Below are 21,502 nucleotides of genomic sequence, written 5' to 3'. Positions count from 1 at the left end.
ATTAATACTTTAACTGGTGGTGCAGGTGATGATTATCTGGATGGAGGAGCAGGAGCTGATAAGTTACTTGGTGGTTTAGGTAATGATACTTATGTAATTGATAACTCTGGCGATACTGTTACAGAAAATGCTAGTGAAGGTATAGATACGGTTCTGAGCTCTATTACTTATACATTAGGCAGTAATTTAGAAAATTTAACTTTAAGTGGTTCAACAGCCATCAATGCAACAGGTAATACATTAAATAATATTCTTACAGGTAATAGTGGAGCAAATGCTTTAAATGGTGGAGCTGGTAATGATATTTTGGATGGACAAGGTGGAAATGATCAACTTACCGGCGGAACTGGTGTTGATACAGCACTGTATCAATTATTAGTTCAATCTGATGCTCTGGGTGGAAATGGTACAGATGTTTGGTCGGATTTTACTATTGGTAATACGACATCAAATACAAATGCAGATAAAATTGATATTGGTGATCTGTTAATTGGTTATTCTGGTACTTATAGCTTTACTAGTTTGGAACCATTTATAAAAACTGTTGTGAGTGGTTCAAATACACAGTTATATATTGATAGGGATGGTGCAGGAACAACGTATAGTAGTTCATTGTTGTTAACATTGAATAATACAAACGTTAATTTAAATGATCTAATCAATAATCAGCAAGTTATTATTTAAAAATTAGGGCGATGAGACCAAAGTTATTTTTGGTCTTTATCTTAAGTTATTAATTTATTTAAAATATTAAAAAAGGCATTAAATACTAATATTTAATGCCTTCATTTTTTGTCTTTAGTAGTTAAATATTACTTTATCTTTTTAAAGATAAAGTCATTAATTTTGTGACCTGACTCAATACCACGGCGTTCAAACTTAGTCACTGGGCGCCATTCTGGTCGAGGGTAACTGTTGCCTTTACCTGCCAAATTTTCAAGATCTGGACGATTGTCGAGTACATCAAGCATCCATTCTGCATATGGTTCCCAATCTGTTGCTGCGTGGAAAGTACCACCAAGCTCAAGTTTTTGTTCAACCAGTTGCATACGCTCATGAATAACAAAACGGCGTTTGAAATGACGTTTCTTTTGCCAAGGGTCTGGGAAGTAAAGTTGTACACAGTTAATACTGTTGTCTGGCATTTCACGTAAAACTTGAATCGCGTCTGCATCGAGTACACGTAAGTTTTTAAGTTCCGCTATACCTGCTTCATATAGACATTGAGCAATACCAGGTACGTGTACTTCAATACCCACATAGTTGCGTTCAGGGTTCGCCTTAGCCATAAGCACTAGCGAACGCCCCATACCAAAACCGATTTCAACAGTTAAAGGACGTTCTGGATGTTCGAAGTGCTGACGTAAGTCACCAACAGGGTATTCCAAAATTAAATCGCGATGTTGTTCTAATGCCGTGCGTTGAGACGTATTAAGTGGTGCTGAACGACGCATAAACGTCACAATTTCACGGTGTTCAGGCAAATTGTCTAAGTCTGCAATTTGCGTTTCTAACTGATCGATCGACATAACCTTGGCAATATTGAAATTCAAATGCGGTATTTTAAGTCTTCAGGTGGTCAAGTCAAATATTTCGGTGTTTTTCTTCATGTAGATGTCATGATCAATATTTAATCTAAGAAGCTAATTAAAACTCACATGAACATTTTTAATCATGAAAACTTTTCAATTGAGAACACTTTCAGTTTTTTTAAGTGCATTTGGTGCATTTTCATATAGTTCTGTTGCTCAAGCGCAGCTTATGTTTAGCCAGTATGTTGATGGTAGTAGTAATAAAAAAGGGTTAGAGATTTATAACCCAGATGGAACTACTGTTAACTTAGCAGATTATGAGATTCAACAGTTTAATAATGGTGGGACTGCAAAAACGGTGACTTTCCGTTTACAGGGTACACTTGCGAGTAAGCAGAAGTTTTTAGTGGGCCGCTCAGAGCTGCAAACTGAACTTGGCAGTAAAGTAAATCAAGTGGCTGCCTTGTCTTTTAATGGTGATGATGCTGTTGTACTCGTTTATAAAGGTACACCTGTTGACCGTTTTGGACGTATTGGTGAACGACCAGAGGCAGGTTGGGGAACAGCCGTTTCAAGTTTAGGAAATAGTTTTAAGCGTATTGAAACTGAAAATCCAGCTTTAAGTATTGACCCAACCGCAGCATTTGATTTGGACCACTCATGGACAGCATGGGCAAACCGAAATGATTTTTCAAATCTATCGGGTTCTACTACTCAACCGCCTGTGCAAATGGTCAGTTGTTCAAGCTCAGATACACCAATTGCCGATTTAGCAACGTCAACACAAAACCAGACTTATACAGTGCGTGGTGTGATTACTGCTGACTACCGTTATGCCAATGGTTTCTCCGGCTTTTATATTCAAACACCTGACACCAAAGCACGTGCGAATGTAAGTAATGCCATTTTTGTTTATATTCCAAATAGCAGCACGGTAAAAGGTGGCCAAGTTGGTGATGAGGTTATTTTAAGAGGTCGTTTAACAAGCTATCAAAACCAGCTACAAATTGATCAATTACAGCAGGATATTCAAAGCTGTAATAGCAATATGGCAAATCAGGTTCAGCCGATTAGCCTTGAACTCCCGTTTGCTAGTTTAACGGGTGGCTCAATTAATTCACCGCAGCGTTATCAAGGTATGTTGGTTAAACTACCTCAGACTTTAACGGTGAGTGAGAACTATAATTATGGTCGCTATGGTGAACTCTCATTAAGCTTAGGTCGCTTATATATTCCAACCAATTTATATCCTGCCTTGTCGCCAGAAGCGAAAGCTTTAGCTCAGAAAAATTTATTATCAAAAATCATTTTTGATGATGGGTATAACAACCAAAACCGTACTCCGTGGTTACCGACAACTTTTAGTGCTGCCAATACATTACGTTCAGGTTATCAGCTTAAAAATGTTGAAGGGATTTTAGAGTATCGTTTTAATGGCTGGCGCGTACAGCCAGTACTTGGACGTACGCAACCAGAAGTAGTTACTCAAACCAATCCACGTCAGGGTGTCATCACAAAAAATGCCAATCATATTCGTGTAGCTTCATTTAACGTTTTGAACTATGACAATGGTGCAACAGGCTTCCCAACAGAACGTGGTGCAAACACACAAGCAGAGTTTGATAAACAGCACCGTAAAATTGTGAGTGCATTAAAAGCGATTGATGCTGACGTATACGGTTTGATGGAAATTGCAAACAATGGTTATGGTCCAAACAGCGCAATTGCTCATTTAACCAGTGCATTAGGTCCAGACTGGAAATATGTTGTTCCTGAAAATTTAGACCGTTTAGGTGGTGATGTTATTGCTGTTGCAATTGTTTATAACAGTAAGCGTGTGAAGCCTTTAAATAAAGCTGTTGTGCTTGATTTGGGCGATAAAAATCGAACGACCTTAGCACAAACTTTCCAAGCTGTTCGTGGCAATAAAACGTTTACCGTTATTCCAAACCATTTGAAGTCAAAAGGCTGTACTGGAGTTGATGTTAACTCTACGGATGCGGACCAAAAAGATGGTCAAGGTTGTTGGAACCCGACTCGTGTAAAAGCAGTTGATCAAATTGTGCAGTGGCTCGCGAAAAATCCGACACAAGTTCCTAAGCAAAATGCTTTGCTGGTAGGGGATATGAATAGCTATGCAAAAGAAGAACCTATTTTAGCCTTTGAAAAAGCCAATTATAAAGTCTTACTCAATGACGCTAAGGTTGGGCAAGGCGCTCAGGCATATAGCTATGTGTTTGGTGTGGCAAGTGATGCAAATGGTAATGGCGGCGCGGGTAACTTAGATCATGCAATTGCCGATGCAGATTTATATCCAAAAGTAGTTCGTACGTTTGCTTGGCATATCAATGCTGATGAGCCAACAGTTCTAGACTACAACGAAGAATATAAAACCGATGAGCAAAAGGCGCTGTTTTATGGCGAAGATGCCTATCGTTCTTCGGACCACGACCCTGTCATTGTCGATCTAGATTTAAATGGTAAAGATTCAAGTCATCCTGATAATGGCAACAAAAATCCTATTCTGGATTTCTTAAACAAATTAATGGAATGGTTTAGCCAACTTTTTAAACGTAATTAACGGTAAAAAATGCGTGATGGGAATGTGTTTTATCATATTTTAAACAATCGTCACGCAAGACAACTTGCAAGGTCCAACTTTTTCAAGAATATTAGATGGTGTAAGTAATTTATAAATTTACGCTTTTTTACAATTAAGGAATTGTACAAACCTTGCAGGTTTTTTAGAAGCAATTTAAAACGTTAATGTGAGATAAGAAGGATCAGATATGAAATTATATTATTCGCCAGGCGCATGTTCTTTAGCTGCACATATTATTTTAAATGAAATTAATGTTGATTTTGATTTAGAAAAAGTAAATTTAAAAACACATAAAACAGAAAAAGGCGCAGATTATTACGAAATTAACCCGAAGGGCTATGTACCAGCTTTAGAAATTAACCCGGGTTTAATTTTGACTGAAAACGTGGCGATTTTACCGTTCCTTGCGCAACATGATCCAAAACAGGATTTAATTCCTCCTTCAGGCTTAGGCCGTGCGAAAGTATTGGAATGGTTAGGTTATTTGAACTCTGAATTACATGATGCTTATGCAGTATTTTTTGGGGCGCAGTTAACAAACGATGAAAAGACGAAAGCTTATGCTGAAATCGACCGTCTTTTAAAATATATCGATAGTTATTTATCTGAATCGGACTATGACTATTTAGTAAATGATAATTTTGGGCCAGCTGATGCCTATTTATTTGTTTTAACGAATTGGTCAAACTCTATTGAGCATGATTTAACACCTTATAAAAATATTATTGCATTACGTAATAAAGTTGCTGAGCGTCAATCTGTACAAATTGCAATGCGTGATGAAGGTCTAATTTCATAAGCGATTTTAAGTCTATTAAAAAAGCCCCTAATCAATAGGGGCTTTTTAATATTAGAGATTGTTAGTTTTGAGCTTTCTCTTTAACGTCAGCAGCAGCATGTTCAACAGCTTTGGCTGTATCAGCAGTTGCTTTACGCGCAGTCGCTTCAGTTTGTGCAGCAGCATTTGCAGTTTTATCGGCAGCGTGGTCAGCAGCAGCATCAATTTTAGCTGTAGCATTGTCTGTAGCAGTTGCAATATCGCTCGCAGCTTTATCACCAGCAGATTTAATATCAGCGGTTGCTTGTTTAGCTGCATTTTCTAAATGTTCACCTGTAGTCGCACCAGTTTCTGGAGCTTTATCTTTATTACAACCAACTAGGGCTACGGTCGCAGCAAGACCTAAAGCAACAAGTAATTTATTCATTGTGTTTTTCCTTCTAATTCATGGCATCCAAATATGGATGTCTAAAATATAAACATAAAGTAAATGATTAATAAAGATCGAAAATTGTTAAAAAGTTGTAACTTCAATATTAAAAAAGCCTAGCATTTTAGAATGCTAGGCTTTCGTTTAATAAGAGGGAGCTAACCAGTTTTTACTGCCCAGAACGGATGATGTAATCAAATGCAGAGAGCGAAGCTTTAGCGCCTTCACCTGTAGCAATAATAATTTGCTTGTAAGGCACAGTGGTACAGTCACCCGCAGCAAACACACCTTGTACATTGGTTTCGTTGCGGTCATTCACAATGATCTCACCACGGTTGGTTAATTCAACTTCACTGTCTTTCAAGAAGTCAGTGTTTGGAAGTAAACCAATCTGTACAAAGATCCCTGCCAGTTCCACTACATGCTCTTCATCAGTCGCACGGTCTTTATATTTAAGACCAGTCACTTGTGATCCATCGCCTAACACTTCTGTACTTAAGGCATTCATAATTACAGTGGTGTTCGGCAAGCTATGCAATTTGTTTTGTAAAACTTGGTCAGCACGAAGTTTAGTATCAAATTCAACCAGAGTTACATGTTCAACAATCCCTGCAAGGTCAATTGCAGCTTCAACACCTGAGTTACCACCACCAATCACCGCGACACGTTTGCCTTTGAACAATGGACCATCACAGTGTGGGCAGTATGCGACACCACGGGTACGGTATTCAGCTTCACCCGGTACATTCATTTCTCTCCAACGTGCACCTGTTGAAAGGATCACAGTTTTCGATTCAAGTTTCGCACCGTTTTCAAGTTCAACTGCAACCAGACCATTTGCTGTTTGGTTGGCACCCGTGATTTTGCTAACACGTTGCAGGTTCATGATATCGACATCGTATTCACGAACGTGTGCTTCCATCTCGGCAGCAAACTTAGGACCTTGAGTCTTTTGCACAGACGTGAAGTTTTCAATGTCCATGGTATCCATCACCTGACCACCGAAGCGTTCAGCTACGATACCTGTGTTAATACCTTTACGTGCTGCATAGATTGCTGCTGTTGCACCCGCAGGTCCACCACCAATCACCAATACATCAAAAGCATCTTTAGCATTGAGTGCTGCTGCATCTTTTTCAGCTGAGTTGGTGTCAAGTTTTGCCACAATCTCTTCAAGGGTCATGCGACCTTGACCAATGTGCTCGTTGTCTTGGAATATCATTGGTACAGCCATGATTTTGCGTTGTTCCACTTCGTCTTGGAAGAATGAACCGTCAATCATGGTTGCTGTAGTGTTCGGATTGTAAATGGCAATCAGGTTAAGCGCCTGTACCACATCCGGACAGTTATGACAGCTTAAGGATACAAACACATCAAAATTGGCTTTAAAGTTTAGGCCTTTAATCTGATTCAGCACTTCATCAGAAACCTTCGGTGCATAGCCAGATACTTGTAACAGCGCCAAGATCAAAGATGTAAACTCATGGCCCATTGGTAAGCCTGCAAAGAACACTCGAGGCTGTTCACCTGCTTTAGCCACACCAAAGCTTGGACGACGTGTATTGTTACCATCAAAACGGGCAGTCACTTTGTCAGAAAGCTCAGCGATTTCTGTCACCAGTTCTTTAATTTGAGCAGCTTTATCTGATTCATCTAAAGCAGCCACTAATTCGATTGGACTTTCTAAACGTTCTAAGTAAGCTTTTAATTGAGTTTTAATGTTTTGATCTAACATCTGTTTTTACTCCAATTCATCCAAATTCTTTCAATAGATGCATAGTACGTTAAAACACAAAATAGGTAAAACAGTATGTTTTTATAGATTTAATCGGTTTTTTGAATTATTCGGTGTATTTATAAATAAGATCAATAATTTATCTCTAAATGCTCTTTATTACTCTTTTTTATCTTTTAAAGTGAAAGTATTTAAAAATTTATATATGTTATATGGCTGTAAAGATTTTATGTCATAACATTAAAAGGTACTTTCATGTCATTGCAACGCGGCATTTATCAGCATTATAAAGGTAATCTCTATCAAGTTTTTTCTGTAGCAAAACACAGCGAGACTGAAGAGGAGTTAGTTGTTTATCAGTGTCTTTATGGTGACTATTCAACATGGGTACGTCCGCTAGATATGTTTACTGAAACGGTTCAAATGGCTGATGGAAGTATCGTGCCGCGGTTCAAGTTAATTCAAAGCACTTAATTTTAAACGGCTGTCATATAAAATAACAATTTTAATGGGTGAAAATATGCCAAATACTTTTTTCTTACAAAGAGTTGCAGATTTATATGACACCTTTAAACGACATGATGCCCAGCAGTCAGATCGCTTGCTGCGTTATCGAAATATAGAGGCTGAGTCTGCAAAACTTCTATCGCAATTGATTCGAATGCAGCAGGCCAAATCAATTTTAGAAATTGGTACTTCAACAGGTTATTCTACTTTATGGCTTGCTGAGGCTGCACAATCGACACACGGAAAAGTAATCACGCTTGAAATTGATGCCAATCGTAGTAATGAGGCGAAACGCCATGTTACTGAATTGGCATTAAATGAAGTGGTTGATTTTTGGATAGGGGATGCCGCAGATTATTTAAATGAAGCTCAGGAAACTTTCGATTTTATTTTGTTAGACGCTGAACGTGATGCATATGAAAGTTATTGGCCAGATTTAAAGCGTCTGATGAAGCCCAAAGGTGGTGTTCTTATTATTGATAAGGTTATTTCACATGCAGCTGAGGTAAGTCCATTTTTATCTTTGATTAAAAAGAATGCAGATTTCATGAGTAGTATTTTGCCTATAGGCGCTGGTTTATGTTTGGTGGTTCTAAAGTAGATTTACTTTCTTGAGATATTCTTGTCGATAAGCTTGTGGACTACAGCCGTGTACTCTATTAAATGCACGAGTGAAATTGGCAGGATTAGAATAGCCCAGTTCATACGCAATATGGGTAATGGTAAAGCTAGAATTCTCTAATAAATCAATGGCACGCTCAGTGCTGATTTGTTGCTTTAAAGCATGGAATTCAACACCTTGCTGCTGTAAATAACGTTGCAAGGTCTTGGTCGAAATATTTAATACTTTGGCACATTCCATTAGGGTGGGAACTTGATTGGCTTGTCGCAACATCATGCTGACCCATTCAACAATTTCGCCTTGATGGTAGATCTTCTGGATTTGTTCCTGGCAGCGTTGTTCAACTATTTTTAAACTATGTGCGTCAGCTAGAGGCAAGGGTAGTGCTAGTTGTTGCTCATCAATCACCACGCGTATACCTGAAAGCCATATATAGTTAAAGTGGAAATTGGCCTTCACTAAAGATATGTAACGTTCTTGATAGCTCGGCTCAGGAATACTCAAATACACTTGGTAGCGTTGTAATTGCTGGCCTGCCAACTCTAACAAGCTGTAGTAAAACGCCACGGCAATCGCTTCAATATGAAAAGCCAAACACTGCTTATTCATCTGCAAAATCGGTTCAAATAATAATTCAACCTTTTGCTGATTGGTTGGAAACCCGATGCTGAGCTTAAAACTCGGCATAATCAGTCTAAAATATTGTGCAATCAGCCTAAGTGCATGTTCCAAATTAGGACTAGTCATTAGCGCATAACCCACCAGACTATGTGAGCTGAGTTTTATATTTTTACCTAGTTCAAAGGCTAAGTCTTGGGTGTTGGGCAGACTTAAACCTATTTCAATAAATTGTTCAATTTGTTGAATCGATAATAATTCTGTTTTTGCCAGTTCTTGTTGGAATGTCCTCAGTAAATCATTATCGTATTGATGCGTGCCGATTAAAATTTCAATCAGCCGTAAATAATAACGTGATGGGATAACAGGAATCTGTTGCTTCTGCACAAGAAAAACTCAGCAAAGTCTTAAAATGATAATAACAAGTCTTAAAATGATAATATAGAGGGGCTATGAGCGAGCACAATCAATTCAAGCAAAACATTTTGTGTTCGATTGGAGTCTCTAATGAATATGCATACTCAACTGGATGTCGAGCAAGCGACAACAACATTTAAGGATAAAAAACGTCATTTATGGCTATTGGGTTTAGCTGTACCGACCATTGCAATGGGTGGGCTAGCAGGCTACCAATTTGGTCCTAAAAAAACTAAAAAGTTCTTCGCTTCATTTGGGCCATTATTTATTCATGGTGTTATTCCGGCATTAGATAAACTGATTGGTGAAGACAAGGAAAATCCACCATTAGATGCAATCGCTGATTTAGAAGCAGATCCGTATTACGCACGCATTGTTAAACTTTTTATTCCTTTGCAATATGCAACCAATATCTATGGAGCATATTTGGCAACTCGTAAAAATACACCTATAGCTGATCAGGTTTTATTTGGAACTTTAGTAGGAATGGTCAATGGGATTGCGATTAATACTGCACATGAACTTAGTCATAAGAGTGGTCGACTTGAACATTATTTATCTCATTTGGCGTTAGCACCTTCGGGGTATAACCATTTCCGAATTGAACACCCTTATGGACATCACCGCCGTGTTGCGACACCTGAGGACCCAGCATCTTCACAATTTGGCGAAACCTTTTGGAAATTCTTACCGCGGACTGTAGTTGGGAGTTTTAAATCGGCGATTGAAATTGAGAAGAATCGCTTAGAGCGTAAGAAATTGCCTTTCTTCTGTAAGGAAAATGAACTGATTCATGGCTGGGCAATGTCGGCTGTGTACCATGCAGCCATGTTTGCGAAATTTGGTGCCCGTTCGATTCCGTTTCAAGTTACTCAAGCTGCGTATGCAATAACTTTGTTTGAATCGGTGAATTACATTGAACATTATGGTTTAAAGCGTGCAAAGAAAGAAAATGGCCAATATGAACGTACTTTGCCAGAGCACAGCTGGAATAATAATAATGTGGTGACCAATCTGTTCTTGTATCAATTACAACGGCATTCAGATCATCATGCCAATCCAACTCGCAGCTTTCAGACCTTGCGGCATTTTGAAGATGCGCCGCAATTGCCAGCAGGTTATGGTGCAATGATTTTGCCTGCGTTTATTCCATCTTGGTGGTCAAAAATTATGGATGAACGCGTTGTTGAGCACTATAAGGGCGACCTCAGTAAAATCAATATGCATGTTGATGTGAAAGAAAAAATGCTAGAGAAATATATTAAGCAAAATAATGCGGCTTAATAGTCGAAAGATATAAAACAGATCAGCCCAAGTGGGCTGATTTTTATAATTAAGCAGAAATACAGAGCCTGTTAAAATGCAGATCAAACTCAAGATATTTGTGAACAAATGCAGTTTTATCCGTGGTGCGTAACAAATTATTGTAAATAAACTCTGGAACGGGATGATAAAGCTCACCTGAGCCATTGCTATAGAAAATTTTTAAATAGCGTGAAGAAACATCATATTTCCAAGAGGTTACAACAACAGATTTTTCCATATAACTACTCCTACTTTTGTTTGATCTTTTAATACATATACAAAACTCTTTTGTTTCATAATTCGACAGTACTCTAAGTTAAGCAGGCTGACAATTCATAAATGAATGTTGCTATAAATTTATAAGTATAAGAATTGTAAAAAATTAGCTATGAAATTTTGGTAGATAATAAGACTTAGATTTATAAAAATAATCAATAAAAAAACCACCCTAAAAAGGGTGGTTTTTAGACGTATTGGTCTAATCTAAAAAATTAGATTTTACCAACTAAGTCGATAGATGGAGCAAGAGTAGCTTCGCCTTCTTTCCATTTAGCTGGGCAAACTTCACCTGGGTGAGCGTGTACGTATTGAGCAGCTTTTACTTTACGAAGAAGTTCAGACGCGTCACGGCCGATACCACCAGCGTTAAGTTCAACGATTTGGATTTTACCTTCTGGATCGATAACGAAAGTACCACGGTCAGCTAAACCTTCAGATTCGATAAGAACGTCGAAGTTTTTAGAAAGAGTCCAAGTTGGGTCGCCAACTAATGGGTATTGGATTTTTTTGATTTCTTCAGAAGTGTCGTGCCAAGCTTTGTGAGTGAAGTGTGTATCAGTAGATACAGCATAAATTTCAACACCAAGTTTTTGGAATTCAGCGTAGTTGTCAGCTAAGTCACCAAGTTCAGTTGGGCAAACGAAAGTGAAGTCAGCTGGATAAAAGAATACAACAGACCACTTACCTTTAAGGTTAGTTTCGTTAACTTCAACAAATTGGCCGTTGTGGTAAGCAGTTGCTTGGAAAGGTTTAACTTCAGTATTAATCAAGCTCATCATTGTCTCCATGATTGAGGTTTATATTTAAACTTGTTTACGAGATGTAGAATAAATAAAAATTCTTTATTGGGGAAATAGTATTTTTACATGACTAAAATCGGAAAATTGAATAAGTGATAAATTTACGATTTTTAAGTCCCCAAACACTGTATTCGATTTGACTGCAAAAACATGTAAATCAAATGACAGTTATCGTAAAAGAAACTTGCATAACAACATGAAGTCTAGCGAGACAAAATTCAAGGGTAAAATTTTAAAAAATTAAAAATATATAAAAAACCAACTGTTTTACCTGAAGAGCATTAAAGCGTAAAATAGCGGATTGTTGAATTTTCAGGAAAATTTATCTGTGCTGAATGGTTTAAATATAGATCAATGGGTGATGGCGAGAGATCGTTACCGTTTAAATCGTTTGCGTAAAGATAAAAAAGCCGATACTTCAGAGATTGAAAAATTATTTGAACAGTCTAATGCAAAAGTTAGACAGCGTTTTGAACGTCTACCTAAAATTAAACTGAATCAGGATTTACCTGTTTCTCAATATGCAGATCGTTTAATTGAAGCGATTCAAAAGCATCAAGTTATTATTGTGGCAGGTGAGACAGGCTCAGGTAAAACTACTCAGCTTCCTCAAATTGCCATGTTAGCGGGTCGTGGTTTAACGGGCATGATTGGTCATACCCAGCCACGTCGTTTAGCTGCACGTAGTGTTTCTCAGCGTATTGCAGAAGAAGTCGGCGAAAAGCTCGGCGAATCGATTGGTTTTAAAATCCGCTTTAATGAACAAGGCTCGCAAGATTCGATTGTACGGTTAATGACCGACGGTATTTTGCTTGCCGAGTTAGGTAATGACCGTTTTTTATCTAAATATGACACGATCATTATTGATGAAGCGCATGAACGCTCACTCAATATCGATTTTATTATGGGTTATTTAAAGCAGTTACTGCCAAAGCGCCCAGATCTAAAAGTGATTGTGACTTCGGCAACTTTAGACGTAAATCGTTTTAGTAACTACTTTAATAATGCACCAGTTTTTGAAGTAGAAGGTCGTAGCTACCCAGTTGAAGTACGTTATCGCCCAATTTCAGAGATGAATATTGGTGGTAGTGATGATGACGAGTTCGATGATTTTGAAGAAAACCTTCCTCGCGCAGTGGTACAAGCTGTAGAAGAATGTTTTGCCGATGCCGAAGAAAAAGGCCATCCTGAACATGCGGATATTCTGATTTTCTCAAGCACAGAACAAGAAATTCGTGAGTTGCAGGAAACCTTACAAAAGTACGGGCCAAGACACACCGAAATTTTACCGTTGTATGCACGTTTAGCTGTTTCTGAACAACAAAAGATTTTTAGTCCGGGTGGAAAAGGCCGTCGTATTATTATTGCGACCAACGTGGCCGAAACTGCACTGACGGTTCCAAATATTCGTTATGTAATCGACAGTGGTTTTGCACGTATATCGCGTTATAACTACCGTTCACGCGTACAACGCTTACCAATTGAAGCAATTTCGCAGGCTGCGGCCAATCAGCGTAAAGGGCGTTGTGGTCGTATTGCTCCGGGTGTGTGTATTCGTTTATATAGCGAAGAAGACTTTTTAAGTCGTCCTGAGTTTACCGAACCTGAAATTAAACGAACCAACTTGGCTTCGGTTATTTTGCAAATGCAAAGTTTAGGGTTAGGTGAGCTAGAAAACTTCGATTTTATTGAGCCACCAGATTTCCGCCTTGTAAATGATGGTCGAAAACTTCTCATTGAGTTAGGGGCACTCAATGAGAAGAAAAACGAGCTGACTAAGGTGGGGCAAACAATGGCTCGTATGCCAATTGACCCACGACTCGCGCGCATGATCGTGGGTGGTGCTCATTTCGGGGTACTTAAAGAAATTTTAGTTGTTGTCAGTGCGCTTGCAGTACAAGACCCACGTGAGCGCCCAGCCGACAAACAGATGCAGGCTGACCAAAAGCATGCACTATTCAAAGAAGCAGATTCAGATTTTCTGTTTTATTTAAAACTTTGGGAGACTTTAAATCCTAAAGGTGAAGCAGGGATGTCTGAAAATAAACGTCGCCAGTTTGCTAAGCAGCACTTCTTAAGCTGGTTACGTTTACGCGAATGGAAACAGACACATAAACAATTGGTCGAGTTAGCTGAAGGTTTAAAACTGAGTTTTAATGAAAAACCTGCGAACTATGAAAACCTGCACCGTGCGTTGCTGACAGGTTTATTGTCTTTTATTGCCAATAAAACTGATGAACGTAATATCTTTATGGCAGTGCGTCAACAAAAGGCGAAAGTCTTTCCTGCCAGTACTTTGCACAAAACCAATACTGCTTGGGTGATGGCTTTTGAGATGGTGGAAACCTCTCAGGTTTATTTACGTACTTTAGCCAAAATTGATCCTGAATGGATTTTGCTTGCTGCACGTGACTTATTGAAATATCACTATTTTGAGCCGCACTGGTCTAAGAAAGCTGGGATTGTAAATGCGTATGCTCAAATTTCGCTGTTTGGTTTAATTATTGAACCAAAGCGCTTAATTAATTTTGAGAAAGTTGACCAGCCTGCTGCTCATGAAATTTTCTTACGTGATGCATTAACCACAGGTAACTTAGGTACAGTTCCGCCATTTTTAAAACACAATTTACTTAAACTTGAAGAAGTTGAACGAGTTGAAGATAAATTGCGTCGCCGTGATTTGGTGGTGGATGAAGAAACGATTTATCAGTTCTATGCCTCTAAAATTCCCGAAGAAATTGCAAGTCGAAGTAGTTTTGAAGACTGGCGTGCAACGGTTGAAGCAAAAAATCCACGTTATTTATTTGTAGAAGATGATGCACTTTGGCTCAATGACCGTCCAACAACACAGCAATTCCCAGATCATTTGCATAATGGGCAGCTACGTTTAGCAACGACTTATCGTTTTGACCCAAGCCATGATGAAGATGGTGCAACGGTTCAAATTCCGGTACAAGCTCTTCCTCAGGTCGATGAAAACATCTGGTCTTGGGGGATTCCAGGTTGGCGTTTAGATTTAATCGAAGCACTACTAAAAGCTTTACCAAAAGATAAACGTCGTAGTGTAGTGCCTATTCCTGACACAGCTCGTAAACTCATGCAGGGTATCGATGCTGTACATTTGCGTCAGCATATTTTTAGTTATTTAGCTTTTGCTTTACGTGGTGAGCAAATTACTGAAAAAGATTTTTCGTTTGAATGTATTGATCCATATTTGGTGCCTTTTATTAAGGTGATTGATGAAAAAGGTAAGCTGATTGCGAAAGGACGTGATTTACCTGAGTTAAAAGCACGCTGTCGTGTTGAAACGCATCGTCCAGTGAAACAGCAAAAAGGCGAATTTAAAACTTTCCCTGAAAACTTTACATTTGAAGCTTCGCAAAAGGTGACAGGTGTTGTTGTTAAACAATATCAGGCTTTGGTACCTACAAAAGCTTTTGCTGAAATTGAAGCTAAAGATGACTCTGGCGTGGTTATACAGACTTTTAATGATCAGGCTGAAGCTATTAAGCAGCATCGTGAAGGGATTATTCGTCTGGTCCATATGCAACTAGGTGACTTGGTTCGTCAGTTGAAAAAGCAGATTTCAAAACCGCTCGCGCTTGCTTATTCGCCTTTAGGCGATAAAGCTAAGCTTGAGCAGATGCTGGTCTATGCAACATTGCAGATGGCAATTACAACTTTGCCAATTAATGCTGATGAATTTAATAAGCTGCTAGATCAGGTCAAAAAGCAATTTTTGAGTTATGGTCAGCAAGCACTTGAGCAATTAAGTGATATTTATATACAGTGGCAGCAAATCCGTCGTCAGCTTTTAGTGCTTGATGCAGGGGTGTTTGGACGTAGTATTGATGATATTGAAGATCAGTTAGATCTCATGTCACTTGGCAATTTTGTTTACTGCCAACCAGTAGATCTTTGGCAAGAATATCCGCGTTATTTAAAAGCGCTCCTATTGCGTTTAGATCGATTGCCAAATAATCTACAGCGAGATCATGCCGCTATTGATGATGTCGATCCATGGATGGACAAGGTATTTAAATTCAAAAATGATCCAAGAATCAAAGAATTGTATTTGATGTTGGAAGAATTTCGCATTTCTTTATTTTCTCAACCGATGAAAACCAAGATGCCTATTTCGCCAACTCGACTGCAAAAGTTATGGGATCGTTTGGGAATCAGTTAAGATAGATCGGGGTTTGTTTATGCGTTTGTTTAGCCTACAACGCAATTTATAAATGAAAGATTAACAGACCCTATTCATTTTTTTAGGAGTTTTACATGGGCATTCGTATCACAGGTACTGGGTTATTTCACCCAACAGAAATCATTTCTAATGAAGAACTGGCCGACAGTTTAAATGCTTATGTGGAACAATATAACCAAGAGAATGCAGAGAAAATTGCAGCAGGTGAACTCGAAGAATTACGTGGTTCTAGTGCTGAATTTATTGAAAAAGCGTCTGGTATTAAGCGCCGTTACGTGATTGAGAAATCAGGTATTCTCGATCCAAATCGTTTGCGTCCTCGTTTGTCTGAACGTTCAAATGATGAACTTTCACTTCAAGCAGAGTGGGGCGTCATTGCTGCGAAACAGGCAATGGAAAATGCAGGCGTAACTGCTGAAGATATCGATGTTGTGATTTTGGCATGTTCAAACATGCAGCGTGCTTATCCAGCTGTAGCGATTGAAATTCAGTCAGCACTTGGCATTCAAGGTTATGCCTACGACATGAACGTTGCATGTTCAGCTGCCACTTTTGGTTTGAAACAAGCGGCTGATGCAATTCGTTCAGGTGCTCGCCGTGTTTTATTAGTGAACGTTGAGATTACCTCTGGTCACCTCGACTACCGTAACCGTGATTGTCACTTCATTTTTGGTGATGTTGCAACGGCTTCTATTATTGAAGAAACCACTACTAAAACTGGTTTTGAAATTTTAGATATTCATTTATTTACTCAATTTTCAAACAACATTCGCAATAACTTCGGTTTCTTAAACCGTAGCGAAGATGCAATCGTAGATGACAAGTTATTCCGTCAAGATGGCCGTAAAGTATTTAAAGATGTTTGTCCGTTAGTGGCAAAAATCATTAATGCGCAGTTGGAAAAAATGCAGTTAACTGCAAACGATATTAAGCGTTTCTGGTTACACCAAGCCAATGCCAACATGAATGAATTAATCTTGAAATATGTGGCTGGTAAAGATGCAGATCTAAGCCGTGCACCCATTATTCTAGATGAGTTTGCCAATACCTCTTCAGCAGGTGTGATTATTGCTTTACACCGTACAGGCCACGAAGTGAATGATGGTGAATATGGCGTGATTTCATCTTTCGGTGCTGGCTATTCAGTAGGTTCAATTGTTGTACAAAAGTACGTTGCTTAAGTTACTAGATTAATTAAAAAACGCTCGTAAGAGCGTTTTTTAATGGCTCAAAAATAATAAAGCGGACCAAAAGTGGCCCGCTTAAGTTAAATCAAAAATAATTAAAACTTTTTAGTGTAGTTTACAAACAGACGATCTTCACCAAAGTCATTGCCATGTTTTACGTTGTAATCAATCCGAATGTATTGCAGGGCAAGACCTTTTAAGAAAGGCTGCTGAAATGCATAGTTTAAAATCACATTCGACTCAGTTTCATGGTTTTTCTCACCATTGGCTGCTCTAAAATCATTTCCGTAAACATATTTCACCATCGCGTTTAAGCCCGGAACGTAATCTTTAAAGTCATAGCCGTACATAATGTGGTAAGACTTTTCATCTTTTTTAAAGAATCCCGTGGCATTCCAGTTAATGAAATAAGTCTCTGGTAAAAAGCCATCCGGTAAGGGATAGGCTGACTCGCCGATAATTTGCTGGTAACCCAAACCAAAGGTATGATTTTTTACTTTAAATGTTTCTAATACTCCAATGTTTTGCGCATCAATATCAAAAGTATTGCCGTCATTTTTTGCATTGAAGTATTTAAACTTAGAGGTGAGGGCAAAATTAGGTTGTTTCCAATTATGCTCTAATCCTACATAGTGTTTGTTGTAGAGGTCTTCTAAATTACCAAAGTAATATTCGCCCTTGAGTGACGGCGTAAATTGATAGCGTAGGTCAATGTAATTTAAACCATCAGATTCTTTAGTCATTCCATTTGATGTGAACGAAAACTTTTTAAAATCTTCTTCATTTCGTGGCGAGACTTTTTCAACCCGACCAATTTCAGCATAAAGCTGATCTGAAAGTTGCGACTTAAGATTGGTTCCCCAATAAGAAGCAAGTAATTGTCGGCTGGCATCGACAGCTGTTACAGGTAAATCTAACCAGAGTTCACCGACACTTAAAAGGGTTTTGTCGTAGCCCAGTTTTAAAGTCGCGCCGTGTTTTAAAAAGTCGGATGCTTGTGACTGAGTTTCTTTATTAAAAGGTAAAACTGTGTCCGCAACATGTTTATCTGAACTCAAGCGAACGGCATATTGAACAGAAGCATCGACTCCAATGGTGATAGGCTTATCTGCAATTTGCAGGGGGGTATCATGCATTTTAGATTTATAAAATAATGATGCTGCCTGAGACCAGCTGCCTGTATCTTTGAGGGCATCATTATCAAAATCGCGGTTGATATAGGCATTTTTTAAAGTGAATTTCCATTCATCTTCACTTTGTTGAGCTGTATCTGCTGCCCATAAACTTGAGCTAGTCAATAAACCTAATAATGTGGCTATTGCTAAATTACATGGTTTAAAGCGGTGTAATAATTCCATAATCCATTTCCAAAAAGATGCGCCAGTCCTCGGCGCATGTATTTTTACTGCTGGGTAAGCGTGTTTTGAGGGTTAAAAGTTGATGGCGTTTGTGCGGCAACAGAGGCTTTGAGATTCACCATAAATATTGCAAGTGCAGCAATCACACCTGGAATTGCAATCGCTAAGAAATTCATTTGGTGAGGAAGCTCAAGAGTGAGTAGGGCTCCAGTTAAAACTGGTCCGATAATCGCGCCAATACGACCAATTCCAGATGCCCAGCCCATGCCAGTTGAACGAAGTGCTGTCGGATAGAACTGCGCAACAAAAGTGTAGAGTAAGATTTGCGAACCAATTGTGGCAGCGCCAGCAATCGCAATCAGGCTATATAAAATAATTTGCGGACTATTAATGCCAAGCAGAATTAAAGCTGCTGATCCCACAATAAACATGATCGTAATAACAGGTTTTAAATGAAATCTGTCTGCTAAAGCACCGCCACCAATTGCACCGACCATGCCGCCAATATTAAGTGCAAAGAGGAATAACATGCTTGCACCTAATGAGTAGCCCGCTTGCAGCATGAGTTTAGGTAACCAGCTTCCTAAGGCATACACCATGAGTAAGCACATAAAGAAAGCAATCCAGAACATAAATGTGCTGAAGGTACGGCCTTGTTGGAAAAGCGCACGGACAGGTGCATCGGTCGTTGTACTTTCGTTTAACACCAGTTGTGTATTGGCGTTTACCTGCGTTTGAGGCGCAATTTTACAAACAATACTTTTTGCCTGCTCGCTATGGTTTGATTTCACTAAAAAGGTGAGAGACTCTGGCAAAAATTTCCAAATCAGTGGGAGTAGTAAAAGAGGAATACCTGCAATTAAAAACATGATTTGCCAGCCCATGTCTTTCACGAGCCATGCACCGAGTAGAGCAGATGTCATCCCCCCAATTGCATAGCCACTAAACATGATTGCCACTAATGTACTGCGGATTTTTTTCGGTGCGTATTCGGTCATAAGTGCGACCACATTTGGCATAACGCCACCAATCCCTAGGCCTGCAATAAAGCGCAAAATGGCAAACTCAGTTGGTCCTTTGGCAAAGGCACCTATAAAGGTAAAACCACTAAATAATGTGACACAAATCAGGATGGTTTTTTTACGCCCCAGTTTGTCTGAAAGTGTGCCGAAAATCATGGCACCAAACATCATGCCGAATAGAGCAGCACTGGCGAGCAAACCAGCTTCTACCGCAGTTAATGACCATTGTTGCATTAACAGAGGAAGAGCAACTCCATAAATAACTAAATCATATCCATCAAAAATAATAATAAGTAAGCACCAGATTAAAACTTTCCAATGAAAAGATGTAAAACTGGCTTTATCAATTAACTCATTAATATTAACCTTGCTCGTATCCATTTTCTTCACCTCCAATTTGTGAAGCATCGCGTTATTTTTTAATAAACTATTTTGTTATTGGATTAGAGTCAAAAACCTAATTGATATATCTTTATGTCTTTAAGGTATTGTGCTTTTATTAATTTAATTATTTGAAAAATATGTATTTATTTTTATTGTTTTAGTTGGCTTTGTTGTGTCTTTAAAATAGGGTTAAATATTGTATTATGAGAATTTTAAGGATTTTATAGATGTTTTTTTATAGATTTTATTGATGATAATCACAACTAAAAATATCGTTAAATTTATATTATGAGTTGAAGTGAAAATATAAAAATAAAATACTAAAGTCTATTATTTAATTATTTTATAAATTGATCTTAAGAATGAAAATTAATTTATATTTAATAAAAATCGCCAAGTCAGAATTAGCAAGTTATTTGCATCCTGATTTGGCGATTGAGGTTTTATTTTAGTGGCGGGCGCTTAGATAAAAACTTAATTTGTGGCTGAAGTTGAACGTGGGGTGAGAATGAAATGGGCGATTACACCAATACAAATACCCCAAAAGACTGAGCTTAAACCAAGGAAATGCATGCCTGATGCCGTGGCTAAAAAGGTAATAAGTGCGGCATCACGTTGATTATCATTTTTCATAGCAACAGAAATATTGGTGGCAATAGCACCTAGCAAAGCTAAACCTGCCAGTGCTGCCACCAACTCTTTAGGAAGTAAGCTAAATAGCATGACAATACTGCCAGCAAATAAGCCTCCTAAAATATAAAAAATCCCATTGGCGATTCCTGCGATATAACGCTTTTCTTTCAGTTCATGTGCATCTTTGCCCATACATAAAGCTGCGGTAATTGAGGCAAGCACAATCGTAATACCGCCGACGCAGGCAACAGCTAAAGAGGCAATACTGGTGACAGTAATAATAGGTTTGGCTGGGGTATCGTAACCGCTGAGTTTCATAATCGCCATACCCGGTAAAAATTGGCCGGTTAGACTGACTAAAATGAGAGGAACAGCGAGGTTGAGTGTCGAGTTCCATGTCCATTCTGGGCTAATCCACTGTGGAATAGCTAAACTAAAACTCACATCAACCGGATTCATTTTTCCTAAAATGAGGCTTAATAAAACTCCAGCAGCTAACACCCAGATCATGGTGTAGCGCGGCATTAAACGTTTGGCAATTAAAAAGACAATGAGCATGCTAAAGACAATAAAAGGCATGCTATCAGATGCGGTAAATAGACCAATACCAAATTGAAAAAGAATACCTGCCATCATGCCGGCAGCGACGTCTTGCGGAATCCATTTTAGTAATTTGTCGAAGTAACCTGTAACGCCAATTAAAAAAATAACGATGGCAGAAGTAATATAGGCGGCTACTGCTTCATTCAACGAGACGTTAGGAAATAGGGTAACTAATAGGGCAGTGCCCGGTGCAGACCATGCGGTTATGACAGGCGTTTTATATTTAATCGAAAGATAAATACCTGAAACGGCGGCACCAATTGAGATTCCCCAAATCCATGACACCATCATGTCGGTGGACACATGGGCGCGCTGAGCAGCTTGGAAAAAAATAATCAGTGGGCCTGAGTAAGAAATTAAAACCGCAAGAAAGCCAGCAACTGTTGCTGATATAGACCAGTCATTTTTTAATGTCTTTAACAGGGTTGCCATGTGTGATTGCCTCCATGCAAATCATGTTATTTACCCAATCATGCAAAAAGA

General features: G+C 38.7%; 17 protein-coding genes. 8 read left to right on the top strand and 9 right to left on the bottom strand.

What is annotated here, in order from left to right; genetic code table 11:
* Positions 1–684: calcium-binding protein (locus tag B554_RS0106730; protein WP_019457447.1), on the top strand; the 684-nt coding region annotated here is incomplete at its 5' end.
* Between the two features lie 128 nt (positions 685–812).
* On the opposite strand, the gene trmB is transcribed toward B554_RS0106730, so the two are convergent.
* A complete protein-coding gene (trmB, locus tag B554_RS0106725) occupies positions 813–1,529 on the bottom strand; it encodes a tRNA (guanosine(46)-N7)-methyltransferase TrmB (RefSeq protein ID WP_019457446.1) in 717 nt (238 codons plus the stop codon).
* Positions 1,530–1,674: 145 nt separating this feature from the next.
* Here trmB and B554_RS0106720 point away from each other — a divergent pair, with 145 nt between their 5' ends.
* On the top strand, positions 1,675–4,113 hold the full coding sequence (locus B554_RS0106720) for an ExeM/NucH family extracellular endonuclease (RefSeq protein ID WP_019457445.1): 2,439 nt from the start codon (positions 1,675–1,677) through the stop codon (positions 4,111–4,113).
* Positions 4,114–4,321: 208 nt separating this feature from the next.
* On the top strand, positions 4,322–4,933 hold the full coding sequence (locus B554_RS0106715; protein WP_019457444.1) for a glutathione binding-like protein: 612 nt from the start codon (positions 4,322–4,324) through the stop codon (positions 4,931–4,933).
* Positions 4,934–4,994: 61 nt separating this feature from the next.
* Here B554_RS0106715 and B554_RS0106710 read toward each other — a convergent pair whose 3' ends face one another.
* Both B554_RS0106710 and ahpF read right to left on the bottom strand, forming a co-directional pair.
* Entirely contained in the window at positions 4,995–5,339 is a 345-nt protein-coding gene (locus B554_RS0106710) for a hypothetical protein (protein ID WP_004702748.1), read from the bottom strand.
* 172 nt (positions 5,340–5,511) lie between these two features.
* Entirely contained in the window at positions 5,512–7,077 is a 1,566-nt protein-coding gene (ahpF, locus tag B554_RS0106705; protein ID WP_019457443.1) for an alkyl hydroperoxide reductase subunit F, read from the bottom strand.
* Between the two features lie 255 nt (positions 7,078–7,332).
* On the opposite strand from ahpF, the gene B554_RS0106700 reads away from it, so the two are divergent.
* Positions 7,333–7,551 carry a DUF1653 domain-containing protein gene (locus tag B554_RS0106700; protein ID WP_004702746.1) on the top strand — a complete coding sequence of 73 codons (219 nt, stop codon included), beginning with the start codon at positions 7,333–7,335 and terminating at the stop codon, positions 7,549–7,551.
* Between the two features lie 46 nt (positions 7,552–7,597).
* Positions 7,598–8,185: an O-methyltransferase gene (locus B554_RS0106695; RefSeq protein WP_019457442.1), complete on the top strand. Its 588-nt coding sequence runs from the start codon at positions 7,598–7,600 to the stop codon at positions 8,183–8,185.
* On the opposite strand, the gene B554_RS0106690 is transcribed toward B554_RS0106695, so the two are convergent.
* Positions 8,177–9,211: a helix-turn-helix domain-containing protein gene (locus B554_RS0106690; protein ID WP_019457441.1), complete on the bottom strand. Its 1,035-nt coding sequence runs from the start codon at positions 9,209–9,211 to the stop codon at positions 8,177–8,179. The genes B554_RS0106695 and B554_RS0106690 overlap by 9 nt on opposite strands.
* A 120-nt stretch (positions 9,212–9,331) precedes the next feature.
* Between B554_RS0106690 and B554_RS0106685 the strand changes: the two genes are divergently transcribed.
* Positions 9,332–10,525, top strand: a complete 1,194-nt coding sequence (locus B554_RS0106685; RefSeq protein WP_019457440.1) for an alkane 1-monooxygenase — start codon at positions 9,332–9,334, stop codon at positions 10,523–10,525.
* A 49-nt stretch (positions 10,526–10,574) separates the two neighbouring features.
* Here B554_RS0106685 and B554_RS0106680 read toward each other — a convergent pair whose 3' ends face one another.
* Positions 10,575–10,784: a KTSC domain-containing protein gene (locus B554_RS0106680; RefSeq protein WP_004702739.1), complete on the bottom strand. Its 210-nt coding sequence runs from the start codon at positions 10,782–10,784 to the stop codon at positions 10,575–10,577.
* 253 nt (positions 10,785–11,037) lie between these two features.
* On the bottom strand, positions 11,038–11,601 hold the full coding sequence (ahpC, locus tag B554_RS0106675) for an alkyl hydroperoxide reductase subunit C (protein WP_003652649.1): 564 nt from the start codon (positions 11,599–11,601) through the stop codon (positions 11,038–11,040).
* A gap of 352 nt (positions 11,602–11,953) precedes the next feature.
* Between ahpC and hrpA the strand changes: the two genes are divergently transcribed.
* Together hrpA and B554_RS0106665 are read left to right on the top strand one after the other, a co-directional pair.
* Positions 11,954–15,811, top strand: coding sequence for an ATP-dependent RNA helicase HrpA (gene hrpA / locus B554_RS0106670; protein ID WP_019457439.1), 3,858 nt, complete (start codon positions 11,954–11,956; stop codon positions 15,809–15,811).
* Positions 15,812–15,906: 95 nt separating this feature from the next.
* Entirely contained in the window at positions 15,907–17,013 is a 1,107-nt protein-coding gene (locus tag B554_RS0106665) for a beta-ketoacyl-ACP synthase III (protein WP_019457438.1), read from the top strand.
* Between the two features lie 101 nt (positions 17,014–17,114).
* On the opposite strand, the gene B554_RS0106660 is transcribed toward B554_RS0106665, so the two are convergent.
* From B554_RS0106660 to benE, 3 genes are all read right to left on the bottom strand, one after another.
* Entirely contained in the window at positions 17,115–18,377 is a 1,263-nt protein-coding gene (locus B554_RS0106660; protein ID WP_019457437.1) for an OprD family outer membrane porin, read from the bottom strand.
* A gap of 44 nt (positions 18,378–18,421) precedes the next feature.
* The gene (locus B554_RS0106655; RefSeq protein ID WP_019457436.1) at positions 18,422–19,780 is read right to left on the bottom strand and encodes an aromatic acid/H+ symport family MFS transporter; all 1,359 of its coding nucleotides are present in this window, start codon (positions 19,778–19,780) and stop codon (positions 18,422–18,424) included.
* A 477-nt stretch (positions 19,781–20,257) separates the two neighbouring features.
* Complete coding sequence (benE, locus tag B554_RS0106650; protein ID WP_019457435.1) at positions 20,258–21,451, bottom strand: benzoate/H(+) symporter BenE; 1,194 nt, start codon at positions 21,449–21,451, stop codon at positions 20,258–20,260.
* Positions 21,452–21,502: the final 51 nt, after the last annotated feature.

The sequence above is a fragment of the Acinetobacter sp. GG2 genome (assembly GCF_000292385.1).
GTDB classification, from domain to species: Bacteria; Pseudomonadota; Gammaproteobacteria; order Pseudomonadales; family Moraxellaceae; genus Acinetobacter; species Acinetobacter seifertii.
This window is presented reverse-complemented; position numbering and strand designations above follow the sequence as displayed.